13 protein-coding genes and 1 pseudogene are annotated in these 14,901 nt (G+C 67.5%); 9 read left to right on the top strand and 5 right to left on the bottom strand.

All coding sequences use genetic code 11. From position 1 onward, the window contains the following. The first annotated feature begins 1 nt into the window (after position 1). The 5 genes from BJF87_RS01320 to BJF87_RS01300 all read left to right on the top strand — a co-directional run bounded on the left by BJF87_RS01320 (position 2) and on the right by BJF87_RS01300 (position 5,540). On the top strand, positions 2-1,165 hold the full coding sequence (locus BJF87_RS01320) for an acyl-CoA dehydrogenase family protein (RefSeq protein ID WP_042376220.1): 1,164 nt from the start codon (positions 2-4) through the stop codon (positions 1,163-1,165). Beyond that, on the top strand, positions 1,162-2,214 hold the full coding sequence (locus BJF87_RS01315) for a bifunctional MaoC family dehydratase N-terminal/OB-fold nucleic acid binding domain-containing protein (protein WP_035751921.1): 1,053 nt from the start codon (positions 1,162-1,164) through the stop codon (positions 2,212-2,214). The genes BJF87_RS01320 and BJF87_RS01315 overlap by 4 nt, the downstream gene beginning before the upstream one ends. Continuing rightward, the gene (locus BJF87_RS01310; RefSeq protein ID WP_035751919.1) at positions 2,211-2,654 is read left to right on the top strand and encodes a MaoC family dehydratase; all 444 of its coding nucleotides are present in this window, start codon (positions 2,211-2,213) and stop codon (positions 2,652-2,654) included. Before BJF87_RS01315 ends, BJF87_RS01310 begins: the two co-directional genes overlap by 4 nt. After that, entirely contained in the window at positions 2,654-3,826 is a 1,173-nt protein-coding gene (locus BJF87_RS01305) for a lipid-transfer protein (RefSeq protein WP_035751917.1), read from the top strand. The genes BJF87_RS01310 and BJF87_RS01305 overlap by 1 nt, the downstream gene beginning before the upstream one ends. 82 nt (positions 3,827-3,908) lie before the next feature. Further along, positions 3,909-5,540: an acyl-CoA synthetase gene (locus tag BJF87_RS01300; RefSeq protein ID WP_075862516.1), complete on the top strand. Its 1,632-nt coding sequence runs from the start codon at positions 3,909-3,911 to the stop codon at positions 5,538-5,540. A gap of 23 nt (positions 5,541-5,563) precedes the next feature. On the opposite strand, the gene BJF87_RS01295 is transcribed toward BJF87_RS01300, so the two are convergent. Both BJF87_RS01295 and BJF87_RS01290 read right to left on the bottom strand, forming a co-directional pair. Next, positions 5,564-6,829 carry an SLC13 family permease gene (locus tag BJF87_RS01295; protein ID WP_035751912.1) on the bottom strand — a complete coding sequence of 422 codons (1,266 nt, stop codon included), beginning with the start codon at positions 6,827-6,829 and terminating at the stop codon, positions 5,564-5,566. Between the two features lie 17 nt (positions 6,830-6,846). Beyond that, a pseudogene (locus BJF87_RS01290) lies at positions 6,847-8,512 on the bottom strand (MFS transporter). Positions 8,513-8,704: 192 nt separating this feature from the next. On the opposite strand from BJF87_RS01290, the gene BJF87_RS01285 reads away from it, so the two are divergent. After that, positions 8,705-8,902: a hypothetical protein gene (locus tag BJF87_RS01285; RefSeq protein WP_035751909.1), complete on the top strand. Its 198-nt coding sequence runs from the start codon at positions 8,705-8,707 to the stop codon at positions 8,900-8,902. Between the two features lie 25 nt (positions 8,903-8,927). Here the strand turns inward: BJF87_RS01285 and BJF87_RS01280 are convergent, their stop codons facing one another. The 3 genes from BJF87_RS01280 to kstD all read right to left on the bottom strand — a co-directional run bounded on the left by BJF87_RS01280 (position 8,928) and on the right by kstD (position 12,052). Then, positions 8,928-9,359, bottom strand: coding sequence for a DUF6918 family protein (locus tag BJF87_RS01280; RefSeq protein ID WP_035751907.1), 432 nt, complete (start codon positions 9,357-9,359; stop codon positions 8,928-8,930). A 95-nt stretch (positions 9,360-9,454) separates the two neighbouring features. Beyond that, entirely contained in the window at positions 9,455-10,315 is an 861-nt protein-coding gene (locus BJF87_RS01275; RefSeq protein ID WP_035751905.1) for a MaoC/PaaZ C-terminal domain-containing protein, read from the bottom strand. 3 nt (positions 10,316-10,318) lie between these two features. After that, on the bottom strand, positions 10,319-12,052 hold the full coding sequence (gene kstD / locus BJF87_RS01270) for a 3-oxosteroid 1-dehydrogenase (RefSeq protein ID WP_035751903.1): 1,734 nt from the start codon (positions 12,050-12,052) through the stop codon (positions 10,319-10,321). 254 nt (positions 12,053-12,306) lie between these two features. On the opposite strand from kstD, the gene BJF87_RS01265 reads away from it, so the two are divergent. From BJF87_RS01265 to BJF87_RS01255, 3 genes are all read left to right on the top strand, one after another. Further along, the gene (locus tag BJF87_RS01265) at positions 12,307-12,825 is read left to right on the top strand and encodes a nuclear transport factor 2 family protein (RefSeq protein WP_035751902.1); all 519 of its coding nucleotides are present in this window, start codon (positions 12,307-12,309) and stop codon (positions 12,823-12,825) included. Positions 12,826-12,992: 167 nt separating this feature from the next. Then, positions 12,993-13,940 carry an SMP-30/gluconolactonase/LRE family protein gene (locus BJF87_RS01260; RefSeq protein WP_035751900.1) on the top strand — a complete coding sequence of 316 codons (948 nt, stop codon included), beginning with the start codon at positions 12,993-12,995 and terminating at the stop codon, positions 13,938-13,940. 44 nt (positions 13,941-13,984) lie between these two features. Then, a complete protein-coding gene (locus BJF87_RS01255; RefSeq protein ID WP_035751898.1) occupies positions 13,985-14,890 on the top strand; it encodes an SDR family NAD(P)-dependent oxidoreductase in 906 nt (301 codons plus the stop codon). The last annotated feature ends 11 nt before the right edge of the window (positions 14,891-14,901 follow it).

The following is a 14,901-nucleotide window of genomic DNA, read 5'->3' as shown; positions in this document are numbered from 1 at the left end:
CATGTTCATCGATCTGACGTCCGAGCAGCGCGCGCTGCGTGAGGAACTCCGGGAGTATTTCGCCGACCTGGTGACCCCGGAAGAAGCGAAGGTCATGCTGACCGAGCGGCACGGACCCACATACCGCAAGGTCATCAAGCGGATGGGCGACGACGGCTGGCTCGGTGTGGGTTGGCCGAAGGAGTTCGGCGGCAAGGGCTTCGGGGAGATCGAACAGCAGATCTTCACCAACGAGGCCGTCCGCGCCGACGTCCCGCTGCCGTCGGTCACCCTGCAGACCGTCGGCCCGACCCTGCAGGTCCACGGCACCGAGGAGCAGAAGCGCAAGTTCCTGCCCGCGATCCTGGCCGGCGATGTGCACTTCGCCATCGGCTACACCGAACCCGAGGCAGGTACCGACCTGGCGTCGCTGAGTACCACCGCAGTGCTCGACGGCGACCACTACGTGGTCAACGGCCAGAAGATCTTCACCACCGGTGGGCATGACGCCGATTACATCTGGCTGGCCGTGCGCACCGACAAGGACGCGCCCAAACACAAGGGCATCTCGATCCTCATCGTGGACACGAGGGATCCCGGGTTCAGCTGGACGCCGATCATCACCGCCGACGGTGCCCACCACGTGAACGCCACCTACTACCAGGACGTGAAGGTCCCGGTGACGATGCGCGTGGGCGAGGAAGGCGACGGTTGGAAGCTGATCACCACGCAGCTCAACCACGAGCGCGTCATGCTCGGACCGGCCGGACGCATCGACGGTCTGGCGGCCCGACTGCGTGCCTGGACGCAGCGTCCGGGTCCCGACGGCACCGTGATCGCGAAGCAGCCCGACGTGCGCCGGGCGCTGGCCACCATCGACGCCTACGGCCGGATCAACGAACTGCTCAACTGGCAGGTCGCCTCCACCGGTGAGGCGATCTCCATGGCCGATGCCGCCGCGACGAAGGTGTTCTCCACCGAACGCATCCAGTCGGTGTGCCGGATGGCGAACGAAATCATCGGCCGCTACGGCGATTTCACCGATCCGGAGACCGCCGCCCTGGTGGACTGGCTCGACGTCCAGCAGAAGCGCCACGTCGTCATCACCTTCGGCGGCGGGGTCAACGAGGTCATGCGCGACATGATCGCCACCGCCGGACTCGGACTCCCGAGGGCCAAGCGTTGAGCACCCCCGAGCTGACCGGTACCGAATTGACCGAAGACGAGGCGATCCGCGCTGCCGCGCAGACGATCATGGACGACGGTGCGAGTGCACCGGTGCGTGGGCGCGATCCGATCAACCAGCCGATGATCAACAACTGGGTCGAGGCGATGGGCGACGAGAACCCCATCTACGTCGACGATGCCGCGGCACGCGCTGCCGGACACCCCGGCGTGGTGGCGCCGCCGGCGATGGCCCAGGTGTGGACCATGCGCGGCCTCAACGGCGTACGCACGGCCGACGATCCGCTCGGACGCGCGACACAGCTCTTCGACGACGCGGGCTTCACCTCGGTGGTCGCGACCAACTGCGACACCGTGTACCACCGCTACACCCGGCCGGGCGAACAGGTGTCGTTGTCGGCCGAACTCATCGAGATCGTCGGCCCCAAGAACACCGCGCTCGGTGAGGGCTGGTTCTTCACCACCCGCAACGTGTGGTCGGTGCCTGACGAGAACGGTGCAGCCGAGGTCGTCGCGGAGATGCGGTTCCGCATCCTCAAGTTCCGCCCGGCCGCGAAGGACGCTGCACCCGAGCCGGTTTCGTCGGTACCCGACGATCTCGACCCGGCCCGGTTGCTCAAGCCGAGCGTCTCGCGCGACACCGCCTTCTTCTGGGAGGGTGTCGCCGCACACGAACTGCGCATCCAGCGCGACGGCGACGGCGCCCTGCGTCATCCGCCGGTCCCGGCGACCTGGAAGCCCCGCGAGGCCGACGGTTCGGTGCCGGCGACCGACTACGTCGTCGCCTCGGGAACCGGAACCGTCTACAGCTACGTGGTCCATCGTGCCCCCAAGGTCCCCGGCCGGCAGCTGCCGTTCGTCGTCGCCCTCGTCGAGCTCGACGAAGGCGTGCGGATGCTGGGTGAACTGCGCGGCGTCGAACCGGAGGACGTCGAGATCGGCATGCCGGTCCGGGCGACCTTCCTGGACTTCCCGGCCCGCGACGATGCGGGAACACCGGCGTGGACGCTGTACGCCTGGGAACCGGCGAGTGAAGGGGGAGAAGCATGACCGGTGTCGCCACTCCGGCGGTGAGCGTCGGAACCACACTGCCGCCTTTGGTCGTCGACGCGACCCCGACCTTCGTCGTCGCGACGGCACTCGCCACCCGCGACTTCCAGGACGTGCACCACGACCGCGACCTCGCGCAGGCCAAGGGGTCCAAGGACATCTTCGTCAACATCCTGACCGACACCGGTCTGGTCGAGCGCTTCGTCACCGACTGGGCGGGTCCCACCGCCCGAATACGTTCGATCGCACTGAAACTGGGCGTGCCGTGGTACGCCTACGACTCGGTCACCTTCACCGGTGAGGTCACCGAGGTCGCAGACTACGGCCTGCTGACGGTCGCCGTCACCGGAACCAATTCGCTGGGCAAGCACGTCATCTCGACGGTGACCCTCACCATCGGCGAGGGTGCCTCGAATTCGTCGCAAGGGGAGGGGCACTGATGGGCGGGTTGTCCGGACAGGCGGCTATCGCCGGCATCGGGGCCACCGAGTTCTCCAAGGACTCCGGGCGGAGCGAGCTGCGGCTCGCGGCGGAGGCGGTGTCGGCGGCGATCGCCGATGCGGGTCTGACCCCGGCCGACGTCGACGGACTCGTCACGTTCACCATGGACACCAACAGCGAGATCTCGGTCGCCCGGGCCGTCGGAATCCCCGAGCTGACCTACTTCTCGCGGATTCACTACGGCGGCGGCGCAGCGTGCGCGACCGTGCAGCAGGCCGCGATGGCGGTGGCGACCGGGGTCGCCGACGTCGTCGTCGCCTACCGTGCGTTCAACGAACGGTCGGGACTGCGGTTCGGACAGGTGAATTCGGCGGTCGCCAACCAGGAGAACTCCTCGGGCACGGAGAACGCCTTCAGCTACCCGCACGGGTTGTCGACGCCGGCGGCGTTCGTCGCGATGATCGCCCAGCGGTACATGCACGACTACGGCTCCACCAGTGAGGATTTCGGCCGAATCGCGGTCGTCGACCGCAAGCATGCCGCGGTCAATCCAGACGCCTTCTTCTACGAGAAGCCGATCACCCTGGAGGACCACCAGAACTCCCGGTACATCGCCGAGCCGTTGCACCTGCTCGACTGCTGTCAGGAGTCCGACGGCGGTGTCGCGCTGGTCATCGTGTCGGCCGAGCGTGCCAAGGACCTGCCGAACACACCGGCCGTGATCGCTGCGGCCGCAGCCGGTTCCGCGGCCGACCAGTTCATCATGACCAGCTACTACCGCGACGAGCTGGCATCGCTGCCCGAGATGGGTCTCGTCGGACGGCAGCTGTGGTCGCAGTCCGGCCTCGGTCCCGAGGACATGGACATGGCCGTCCTGTACGACCACTTCACCCCGTACACGCTCCTCCAGCTCGAGGAGCTGGGTTTCTGCGGACGCGGTGAGGCCAAGGACTTCGTCCGTGAACCCGGTGCCCTGGAGGTGGGCGGCCGCCTGCCGCTCAACACCCACGGTGGCCAGCTCGGTGAGGCCTACATCCACGGCATGAACGGCATCGCCGAAGCCGTCCGTCAGATCCGGGGTACCTCCGTCAACCAGGTCGACGACGCCGAGAAGGTCGTCGTCACCGCCGGAACGGGCGTCCCCACAAGCGGGTTGGTGCTCACCGCATGACCGGAACCGCAGCCACCACCCACATCAGTCCCGACCAGCCAGTCCAGTGCAACAACTCTCTTGAGAACGAGGAGCGCGCAGAATGAAGTTCAACCTCGCCGATGTCTTCGAGACGGTCGCCGATTCGGTGCCCGAGCGGATCGCGCTCAGCTATCAGGGCCGCCAGATCAGCTACGCCGAACTCGACAAGCTGTCCAACCAGGTGGCACACCTGCTCTCGGGTTCGGGTATCGGCGCCTTCGACAACGTTGCACTGTTCCTCAAGAACAGCGTCGAACACGTCACCAGCCTCCTCGGCCTGCTGAAGGTCCGCGCGGTGCCGGTCAACATCAACTACCGGTACACCAACGCCGAGCTGCAGTACATCTTCGACAACTCCGATTCGCGCGCGATCATCGTCGAACTCCCCGAGCACCAGCGCAGCGTCGCCGCGCTGCTCGCCGAGACGCGCACCGTCCGAACGGTGTTCGTCATCGGTGACGTCGTCGAGGAACTCACCGCGGCCGTCGCAGACCTGCCCGATGGACGCACCGTCGAGATCGTGTCCTTCGCCGAGGCCGACTCCAAGCCGGACAACCGCGACTTCGAGCCACGCAACGGCGAAGAGCTCTACCTGCTCTACACCGGTGGCACCACGGGTTACCCAAAAGGCGTCATGTGGCAGCACGACGACTTCTTCCGCAAGCCGCTCTCGGGTGGCAACCCCTACGGTGATCCCCGCAAAGATCTCGAGGAGATCGGTACGGCGGTCAAGGATTTCCCGTCCATCGCCTTCCTGCTGGCGGCTCCGCTCATGCACGGCGCGGCATCGTACTCGCTGTTCACCTTCTTCACCCTCGGCGGTCGCCTGGTGATCCAGCGCGACTTCGACCCTGAGGCCATCGTCACCGAGGTCGAGAAGGAGAAGGTCAACATCGTCCTCATCGTCGGCGACGCCATGGGCATGCCGCTGGTGGAGGAGTTGGAGAAGCGGAAGGACTCCGTCGACCTGTCGTCGATGTTCTCCATCACCTCCGGTGGCGCGATCTGGTCGCAGCACGTGCGTGACCGCATGCTCGCGGTGAAGCCGGATCTGGTGCTGCGCGACAACTTCGGTGCGTCGGAGTCGGGCAACGACGGCGAGATCATGATGGACGACAACGGCAACCTGAAGGTGCCGCCGACCGACCGCATGATGGTCGTCGACGAGAGTCTCAACAAGATCGAGCCGGGCTCGGGCAACGTCGGGTACATCGCACGCATCGGCAACGTCCCCCTCGGCTACTACAAGGACGAGGAGAAGACCGCCAAGACCTTTCCCACGCTGCCGGACGGCACCCGGATCTCGATCTTGGGTGACATGGGCACCGTCGAGGCCGACGGTTCGATCGTCTTCCTCGGCCGCGGATCGCAGTGCATCAACACCGGTGGCGAGAAGGTGTACGCCGAAGAGGTCGAGGCCACCCTGCACGCGCATCCGGCTGTCGCCGACGCGCTGGTTGTCCCGGTTCCCGACGAGAAGTACGGCCAGCGGGTCGCCGCGGTGATCTCGCTCGCCGAGGGCGCCGAGGAGCCGTCGCTCGAGGAGATCCAGGAGCACTGCCGCGAGACCCTGGCCCGCTACAAGGTCCCGCGCACCGTCGTGTTCGTCGACGAGGTCAAGCGCACGCCGGCCGGCAAGGCCGACTACCGCTGGGCCAAGGCGGCCGCGGCCAAGGAGAGCACTCCGGTCTAGCCGCTCAGCAGAGGGGCGGGGGCTCAGGTGAGCTGCAGGCTCGCCCACAGCGCGAGCGCGGCGACGCCGAGCGTCGCGGGGACGGTGAGCGCGCCGAGCCGTAGGTACTCGCGTGAGGTCGGCGCTGCGACATCGCGGTGCATGATCTCCCGCCACAGCAGGTTGGCCAGCGACCCGAAGTAGGCCAGGTTGGGGCCGATGTTGACGCCGAGCAGCATCGCCATGACCAGTCCCGGGTCGTGGGCCACCAGCGGGATCAGTAGAAGCGTCGCCGGGAGGTTGTTGACGAGGTTCGCCAGAACCGCGGCGAGCACGGCGACCGCCAGGATGCCGAGCAGCGTCGACGACGACGGGATGAGCCCGCCGATCCAGTCGCCGAGGGGGCCGTCGCGCACCGGCAGGATGACGACGCCGAGCGTGGCGACGAAGGCCAGGAACGGCAGGTTCAGCGCGGTGATCGTGGAGCGCAGGGTGGCGATCGGAGAGCGGAGTAGCTCCGGCATGGTGAATCCCACCGCACCCGCCCCGGCGACCGCGGCGAGCGGCACACCGAACGGTTCGGCGATCACGAAGGCCACCAGCAGCAGCGCCAGCCCTATGAGCAGCAGGGTCGGGCGCCGAGCGTGCGGTTGAGGTTCACGGTCAGCTGCTTCGGGTGTGGGACTGCGCAACTCGCCGGCGAAGTACCACCGGAAGATCAAGTACTCGACGAGGATCGCCGCGATCCACGGCGCCAGCATCACGCCGGTGAAACCGAGAAAGCCGAAGCCGGTGGCCGAGAACGCCAGCAGGTTGGTGAGGTTGGAGACCGGCAGCAGCGTCGACGCGGTGTTCGCCAGATGGGCGCTGGAGAAGGCGATCGGGGTCACGCGCGCGCCGATGTGCCGCGCGGTGGCGACGGCGACCGGAGTCAGCAGCACGATCGTCGTGTCGAGGCTCAGGATGGCCGTGGTCACCGCAGCAGCGACGAACACGATACGCAACAGGCGATGCGGCGAGGACCGGCTCCAACCGGCGAGCACTGTCCCGACCCAGGTGAAGACGCCTTCGCGGGCGCACACGTCCGCGACCACCAGCATCGCGGCGAGGAAGCCGATGGTCGGGGCCATGGTCATGACCTCGTCGGCCGCGGCCTCGAGGTCCGTCAGACCGAGCGCGATGAGCAGTCCGGCCACCGGTGCTGCCACCACGACCACCGGAACACGCTGCGCGGCAAGGGTTGCGATGATCACCACGACGAGGCCGGCGATGCTGACGATGCAGCCGGCGATGCTGTCCACGGTGAGCACCGCAGACAGGTTACGCGTCAGTCGTTGGCGTAGGTGTCGTCGAGGTCGGGATCGGCCTCGAGGTCACCGGTTCGGCTCGTGATGACCGGACCTTCGACGACGCGGCGGGGAGTGATCCACAACAAGACGACGGTGCTGGCGAGCATGATGCCGCCCAGGATCAGCGACGCCTGCTCGAACGGCACGTCGAAGGCGGCCTGGCTGCCCTGGGCGATCTTGTCGGCGAGCTCGCCGGACTGCGCGGACAGATTGTCGACCACGACCCTCGCCTCGGCGAGGGACCGCTCGATGAGCGTGCCGGCCTGTTCGGCCTGGGCGATGGTGGCCTGACCGCCGGTCGGGTCACCCGCGGCTATCTGCTGTTGTCCGGCGGCGGTGAGCTGCTCCGAGGTCTGCGGTCTCTCCGATCCGTGCCTTGTAGCCGGCGGCCACCATGGAGCCGGCGATCGCGATGCCGATGGCCGCCCCGATCTCGCGGGCGGTGTCGTTGATCGCCGAACCGACGCCCTGGTTGTCGAGCGGGGTGTTGGACATGATCGCGGTGGTGGCCGGGGCGGAGGCGAGGCCGATGCCGATGGCGATGACCGCCAGAATCCAGGCCAGGGTCCAGTAGTCGTCCACCCGGATCAGGCCCAGCAGTGTCAGGCCGATCCCCGACAGCAGCGCACCGCCGGCGATCACGAATTTGAGTGAATCCAACCGCACCGCGAGCCAATTCGACAGCAGCGAGAAGACGCCCACGCCGGCGACGAACGGCATCAGCGCGACGGCGGACTGCAGTGGCGAGTAGCCGAAGACCAGCTGCAACAGCTGCAGGACGAGGTAGAACATGCCGAACGAGGCGAGGAACTGCACCGCCACCGACAGCGAACCCGATCCGAACGCCCGGTTGCGGAGCAGTCGTACGTCGAAGAGCGGTGAGGCCGAACGCAGTTCGACGACCACGAACAACACGGCGAGCAGGATGCCGCCGATCAGACAGCCCAGGACGAGCAGATCGTCCCACCCGCGGTGCGGCGCCTCCAGGAGCCCGAAGACCACACCCGCGATCGCCAGCACCGAGCACAGCGTGCCCGGGATGTCGAAGCGGCCCGGGTCGGTGTCCTTCGACGTCCCGATGGTGAAGCAGAGCAGCGCCGACACGGCCGACGACGCGGCGAAGGTGATGAAGATCGAATGCCAGGAGAAGAACTCGAGCAGGAGGCCGGTGACGAGGAAACCGGCGATCGCACCGCCGCCGGCGATGGCCGACCAGATGCTGATCCCGACCGCCCGCTGGCCGTCGGGCATCCCGGAGGTGATGAGCGACAACGTCGTCGGCATGATCAGCGCGGCGGCGGCGCCGGCGAGGCAGCGCGTGAGGATCAGCTGCTCCGGGCCGTTCACCCAGATCGCGGCGAGCGATGCGATACCGAAGAACACCAGCCCGACGATGAGGACCTCGCGTCGTCCGAACCGGTCACCGATCGCGCCGGCCGGCAGCAAGAGCGCGGCGAGAGCGAGCGTGTAACCGTCGACGATCCACGTCATCTGGCCGGCGTCGGCGCCGGTGTCGACGGCGATGTCGGGCAGTGCCGTGTTGAGTGCCGCCATGGCGGCGACGACCATGCTCACGGACAAGCAGGCGACGAGGACGAGCCACGCGGAGCGCGCATCCATCCGGAAGCCGTTCGGCAATTTCATCTTCCGTCCCCGATTTCGGTGTGTGACTCGTAGGATCGCAGGGTTGCCGTCCGTCGCGTTGCGGTTTCGTTATCGCGACACGCGTGGGGGCTACCACCGCAACGTGGGTAACTTGTGACACATTTATCACTGCAGTACCAGAGGCCGTAACGGTCGAAGTTGGCCCCGGACAATCGAAAGTGGTGAAAGGTCATGGCCTCACCCCACATCGCGTCAAACCCCGTCGCGTCCGCCACTGCAGGTCCCAGTACCGGCGCGGCCCCGATCGCTTCTCCGAACAGTAGCGACGTCTCGCCTGCACGCCTCCACATCTGGCGGGTGCTGTCGATGCTCGCGGCGCTCATCGGCGTCATCGTGACCCTCGTGGTCATCGCGTCGTCGGCGGTGTGACCGCCGACGACGCGTGACCGGGTGACTACCCGGCGTGCTTCTCGATGGCAGTGCCGAGTCGCGGCAGTGCCGCGACCACATGGTTCTTGGCCTTCCCGCGCAGCGAGTTGTAGGCCTTCGCCAATCCGGGCTTGGCCGAATCGGCCTGTGCGTCGGTGACCGCCAGCAGGGCCTCGGCAGCGGCGTCGCCGTTGGCCGAGAGGTGATCGCCGAAGGCGACACCCGCAGGCTTCGAATCCCACAACGGCGCGAGGGCCGTCAGGAAGTCCTCCGCCAGCTGATCCGTGGCGCTGCGCACCACGCCGGGCTTCACCTTCTGGACCGCCGAGTAGGCGGTCTTCACAGCGGCGCCGCTCAGACCCGACTGGTCGGCCACCTCGGCATCGATGACACCGACCAGGTCGGTCACCAGTGCGCTGCGGTTGTCGGCAAGTAGGGGCGTCAGCGAATCGCTCATGCGGTCTCCTTGTGAATATGCGACGTGGTTCACGCGGACCGGTCGTTCCCGGTCCGCGTGTAGAGCGTACTGGCCGCCGCTGACGGGCCGGCGACTCAGTTACGCGCGCACACCACATTGGCGAGGGCCTTCGCGCCCTCCCGTTCGATGACACTCGCGGTGGCCAGGAAACGGGCGCCGTCGTCCCAGACCGCGACCTCGAGGGTCTCGCCGGGGAAGACCACGCCGGCGAAAGATGCCGAGAACTCCGCGACGGCGGCGACGTCTCCGTCGAGCAGTTCGTCGGTGATGGCGCGGGCGACCGTGCCGTAGGTGCACAGCCCGTGCAGAATCGGGCGCGGAAAGCCTGCGCGCGAGGCGAACTCGGGATCGGAGTGCAGCGGGTTGCGGTCGCCGCACAGCCGGTAGAGCAGCGCCTGGTTGGGCAGCGTCGGGATGCGGAGCCGGTGATCGGGTTCGCGGTCGGGGTACTCGACCTTCTCCGACGTGCCGCGCTCACCGCCGAAGCCGCCCTCGCCCTTGGCGAAGATCGACGACCGTGCGGTCCACAGCGTCTGACCGGCGTCGTCGGTGGTCACCGACTCCTGGACGATGACGGCGGCCGATCCCTTGTCCTGGACCTCGGCGATGCGGGTCCGGGTGGTCGCCTTGCCGGCCGCCGGCAGCGGACGATGGGCGGCGATCTTCTGGCTTCCGTGGACGACCTTGGCGAGGTCGATGTCGACGCCGGGGAAGGAGACCTTCGGCGGCTCGGTGGTGTGGAAACCCGCGGCGACGGTCGCGAAGGTCGGCAGGACCTTGGGCGCCGAATCATGAACGTAGCTCAGCGACTCGGTGTCCATCGGGTCGGCCGCGGCGCCCACCGCGAGGTGATAGAGCGCGACATCCGATGCCGACCACTCGAACGAGACCTCGGGCAGTTCCGCTCCGACGGCGACGGTGGGATCGATCGGCATGGTTCAGGCTCCTGTCTGGGACGTCGGGGTGGTGGCCGACGCCTTGGCGGCGATGTCGGCGGCAGCGAGGTAGCCGAAGACGATCGCCGGGCCGATGGTGGCGCCGGGACCGGCGTAGGTGTGGCCCATCACCGGTGCACTGGTGTTGCCCGCGGCGTACAGGCCCTCGATGACCGATCCGTCGGCGCGAAGCGCGCGACCCGCGGCGTCGGCGTTGATGCCGCCCTTGGTGCCGAGGTCGCCGGGGACCATCTTGACCGCGTAGAACGGGCCCTTGCTGACCTCGCCGAGGCTCGGGTTGGGCTTGTTGGTGATGTCACCGTAGTAGTGGTCGTAACCGCTTGCGCCACGGCCGAAATCCTCGTCGACGCCGGCGCGGGCGAAGCCGTTGAATCGCTCGGTGGTGGCGACGAGCGACTCGGCGGGAACGCCGATCTTCTCCGCGAGTGCAGAGATGCTGTCCGCCTTCACGACCACGCCCGACTCATACCACTTCTTCGGGAGCGGCTGTCGCGCATTGATTCCGGCGAAGAGGTAGCGGTTACGGCAGCGCTGATCGAAGATCAGCCACGACGGCACGTTCTCGCCCGGACCCTCGCCGTGACCGAACTCGCCGCCGTACATCTGGTGCACCGCTTCGACATACGGGAGTGACTCGTTCATGTAGCGCTTGCCGCGCAAGTTCACGATGAAGGTGCCGGGGACCGACCGCTCGGACAGCGCGAACCACGGTCCGCGCGGCAGCGGGATCGTCGGACCCCACCAGGCGTCGTCCATGAGGGAGACCGCGGCGCCGATCTTGAGCCCGGCGTTGATGCCGTCGCCGGTGTTGCTGGGTGCACCGGTGGTCCAGTCGGAACCGATCGGTTCGCGCTGGTACTTCTTGCGCATCTCCTCGTTGTGCTCGAAGCCGCCGCAGGCGAGGATCACGCCCTGGCGCGCGTGGATCTCGAACTGCTTGCCCTCGGACTCCGCGATCACGCCGACGACCCGGTCGTCGGCGGTGATGAGGTCGACGAGGCCGGTGTTGAGGCGGACCGGGACCCCGGCCTCGCGCACGCCGATGAGCAGCTCGGCGGCCAGTGCCGCGCCCATCGCGATCAGCTTCTTGCCGCGGCTGCGGGCCCAGAAGAACCGGCTGCCGACCTTCGCCATGCGCAGCGGCCCACGCCAGTGGCGGAGACCGGTGTTGAGCCAGCGGTAGTCGGACTGCAGCACGACCATGTTGAGCGGGGCCTTGGTGTACTGCGGGTGCAGCGTCTTGAGGTCGTCCCCGAGGCGGCGCGCGTCGAACGGCCGCGGCTCGATCGACCGGCCGCCGAGACGACCGCCCGGCGCCTCGGGGTAGTAGTCCGAGTAGTTCTTCACCCACTCGAGGTCGAGGGGTGCGTGCTCCAGCAGGAAGTCGAGGGCCTCGGGTCCGCGATCGATGTAGGCGTCGATGCGGTCGGCCGGGGCGTGCTCGCCGATGATCGCGTGCACGTACTCGCGGGCCTTCTCCGGCGTATCGCTGACGCCGTCGCGCTTCAGCACCGAGTTGTTGGGGATCCACACGCCGCCGCCGGACCGGGAGGTCGAACCTCCCCAGTAGGGCGACTTCTCGATCAGGACGGTCTTGAGGCCCTTGCGGGCCGCGGTGATCGCGGCGGCCAGACCGGCACCACCGGCGCCGACGACGATGACGTCATAGGTCTCGGGTTCGGTGCTGGTCTGTGGTTGATCGGACGAGCCGGCCATGGGGTCCCCTTCGTGCGCGCAGCTGTAACGTGTTCTACCTGAATTAGAACACGTTACAGAAACGTGCCGCCAGGGTCAGTCGCCTCATTCCCGCGAAACCGTCAGGACGAGGCGCTGACCTGCACGGTCATGACGACCGGCTTTCCGCTGGATGGGAGTAGCGTCGCGCTCAGGGTGGCCCGGGATCGCTCCGACCTCCCGCTGAGCGGAAGCGGTCCCATTCCTACCGCGGCGGCCGGGCCTAGCGTGCCGGCATGGCACACAACACATGGTCCAGGCAGGAACTCGAAGAGGCATACCAGCGGTGGTTCATCACCATCAACCGCGCCGGGTCGGGGGAGGGGAGCTGGCGGGACTTTCTCGACCTGTTCACCGATGACGTCGTCTATCACGAGCAGATGGCGGGTGAGCTGAAGGGCAAGGAAGGGATCTGGGCGTGGGCCGAACCCAGCCTGGCGCAGTTCCCGGGCTCGCACACCGAGAGCTTTCCCGAGCACTGGCATGTCATCGACGAGACCAACGGGACCATCGTCGCCCGCCTCGACAACGTGATGAGCGATCCCGGTGACGGGAGCCGATTCGCGGCGCCGCACATCAGCGTCCTCGACTACGCCGGTGACGGGAAGTTCTCCCAGCAGCGGGACGTCTACGACGTGACGACCTTCCTCGACCTCATCAAGGCGTGGGGGCGTCGTGCGATGGAGCTGGGAACCTTCGACGCGGAGCAGCGGGCGTGGTTTGCCGCGGTGTACCCGGAGACCGTCCCCGGCTGACCGTTCAGGTGGGGGTCCACTGAATGGGAAGGTCCCGACCACTCGGCCGCCGAGCACTTAACGTACCTCTGTACGCGGCCCTGTGATCCAGCTCACGACCATTCTGGGCCGTCTTCCCCGTTGTCGCACAACACAACTCAGCCTCTCACGCTTCGGAAGGTTCACCGATGACCACTCCTGTCGACACCGTCGCAGCGGCCGTAGCCGCCGCGGACGCACCCACATTCGAGGCCCGCAAGATCGCGTCCGGGTTCTCCTGGCCGGAATGTCCGCGCTGGCACGACGGAGCACTGTGGTTCTCGGACATGTACACCGGGACGCTCAAGACCCTGGACGCCGACGGCAATGCGACCGTGGTCGTCGACGCAAACGGACGCGCCGCGGACACCGATGCCCCCATCACCCTCGGCGGGTTCGGTTGGCTGCCCGACGGTCGGCTGATCGTCAACTCGATGCACGAGCAGAAGGTTCTCGTCCACGGCGGCAACGGGATCGACGATCTCACCGTCTACGCCGATGTCGGCGAGTTCGCGATCAAGGCCGTCAACGACATGGTCGTCGACGCCGATGGTCGTGCCTACATCACCCAGCTCGGCTTCGACATCTTCCACGGCGAGACCCCGATCACCTCGGCGCTGATCATCGTGGAGCCCGACGGTACTGCACACGTCCCGGCCGGCATACCGGAGCTGAACTGCGGCAACGGCATCGGGATCAGTTCGGACGGCTCGAAGCTCTTCGTCGCCGAGGTGATGGCGCAGAAGATCACCGTGATCGACCGTGCCGCCGACGGAACACTCTCCAACGCGCAAGATTTCGCCACCTGTCCGTTCATGCCGGACGGCATCGGCCTGGACGAGGAGGGCGGGGTCTGGGCGGCAATGCCCGGTGGCGGATACGTGGCCAGGTTCACCGAAGAGGGCTTGACGGACGCGGTGCCGATGCCGCTCGAAGGCGGCATCGCATCGGCCTGCCTGCTCGGCGGACCCGATCGCAGCACTCTCTACATGACGGTCGGTTACGAGGTCTTCGACTTCGAGAAGTCCGCGCGCGAAGCACTCGGCGGGATCTGGGTCGCCGACGTCAAGCACCACGGCGGCCAGACGCGCCCCTGAGCCCCGACCACCCATCTGTTTCGAACCGATTCGAGGACGACACCATGACAGCACCACTCGACTTCACCGATCGCGTCGTGATCGTGACCGGCGCGGGCCGCGGTATCGGCCGCGCACACGCCCTTCTCCTGGCTTCGCGCGGCGCATCGGTCGTGGTCGGCGACCTGGGCTCGACCACCGACGGCTCCGGCGTCGAGTCGGGCGATCCGGCTGCCGACGTCGCCGCGGAGATCACCTCCGCCGGCGGCAAGGCGGTCGCGGTCGCCTCCGACATCACCACCGACGAGGGCGCGCTGGCTCTTGTCGACGCCGCGATCTCGAACTTCGGTCGGATCGACGCGGTCATCAACAACGCGGGCATCGTGCGGGCAGCGCCCTTCCGAGAGGTGCCCGACGCCGAGTACCAGCGACACCTCGACGTCCACTTCCTGGGTCCGATGCGCCTTCTCCGTGCCGCGTGGCCCCATCTGCTCGAGTCGCCGGCACCCCGCGTGGTCAACACGATCTCGCAGGCGATGCTCGGCAACCCCGGGATGGCCCACTACGGCGGCTCGAAGGGCGCGCTGTTCGGCCTGACCCGTAATCTCGCGCTCGAGGGCCTCGAGGCGGGCGTGAAGGTCAACGCCATCGCACCGGGTGCGGGTACCCGCATGGCCGAAGCGGCCGCCGACACGTTGTCGCCGGAGATCATGGAGTACATGCGGACTCAGCTCCGGCCGGAGCACGTCGCGCCTGTCGCGGCGTTTCTCGTCCATCCGTCCTGCGAGGTCACCGGCGAGGTGTTCAACGTCGCGGGCGGGATCGTCAATCGGCTCGCGCTGGTCAACACCACCGGCATCCACGACCCGGCTCTCACCGTCGAGACCGTGGCCGAGCAGTGGGACCAGATCATGTCGATCACGCCGGAGGCGATCCCGCAGGTCGTGGCTCCGGCGCAGATGCCGGTCTGACCCGCCACCGA

The sequence above is a fragment of the Gordonia sp. CNJ-863 genome (genome assembly GCF_001942325.1).
Taxonomy (GTDB): Bacteria; Actinomycetota; Actinomycetes; order Mycobacteriales; family Mycobacteriaceae; genus Gordonia; species Gordonia alkanivorans.
The sequence above is the reverse complement of the archived record's forward strand: the minus strand, read 5'-3'. Positions and strand labels throughout refer to the sequence as shown.

Excerpts from the sequence above, each read along its gene's own strand:
- BJF87_RS01265 (WP_035751902.1), top strand. The coding sequence starts at position 12,307 with ATGGCACACAACACATGGTCCAGGCAGGAACTCGAAGAGGCATACCAG.
- kstD (WP_035751903.1), bottom strand. The coding sequence starts at position 12,052 with ATGGCCGGCTCGTCCGATCAACCACAGACCAGCACCGAACCCGAGACC.
- BJF87_RS01255 (WP_035751898.1), top strand. The coding sequence starts at position 13,985 with ATGACAGCACCACTCGACTTCACCGATCGCGTCGTGATCGTGACCGGC.
- BJF87_RS01300 (WP_075862516.1), top strand. The coding sequence starts at position 3,909 with ATGAAGTTCAACCTCGCCGATGTCTTCGAGACGGTCGCCGATTCGGTG.
- BJF87_RS01260 (WP_035751900.1), top strand. The coding sequence starts at position 12,993 with ATGACCACTCCTGTCGACACCGTCGCAGCGGCCGTAGCCGCCGCGGAC.
- BJF87_RS01280 (WP_035751907.1), bottom strand. The coding sequence starts at position 9,359 with ATGAGCGATTCGCTGACGCCCCTACTTGCCGACAACCGCAGCGCACTG.
- BJF87_RS01285 (WP_035751909.1), top strand. The coding sequence starts at position 8,705 with ATGGCCTCACCCCACATCGCGTCAAACCCCGTCGCGTCCGCCACTGCA.
- BJF87_RS01320 (WP_042376220.1), top strand. The coding sequence starts at position 2 with ATGTTCATCGATCTGACGTCCGAGCAGCGCGCGCTGCGTGAGGAACTC.
- BJF87_RS01275 (WP_035751905.1), bottom strand. The coding sequence starts at position 10,315 with ATGCCGATCGATCCCACCGTCGCCGTCGGAGCGGAACTGCCCGAGGTC.
- BJF87_RS01310 (WP_035751919.1), top strand. The coding sequence starts at position 2,211 with ATGACCGGTGTCGCCACTCCGGCGGTGAGCGTCGGAACCACACTGCCG.
- BJF87_RS01305 (WP_035751917.1), top strand. The coding sequence starts at position 2,654 with ATGGGCGGGTTGTCCGGACAGGCGGCTATCGCCGGCATCGGGGCCACC.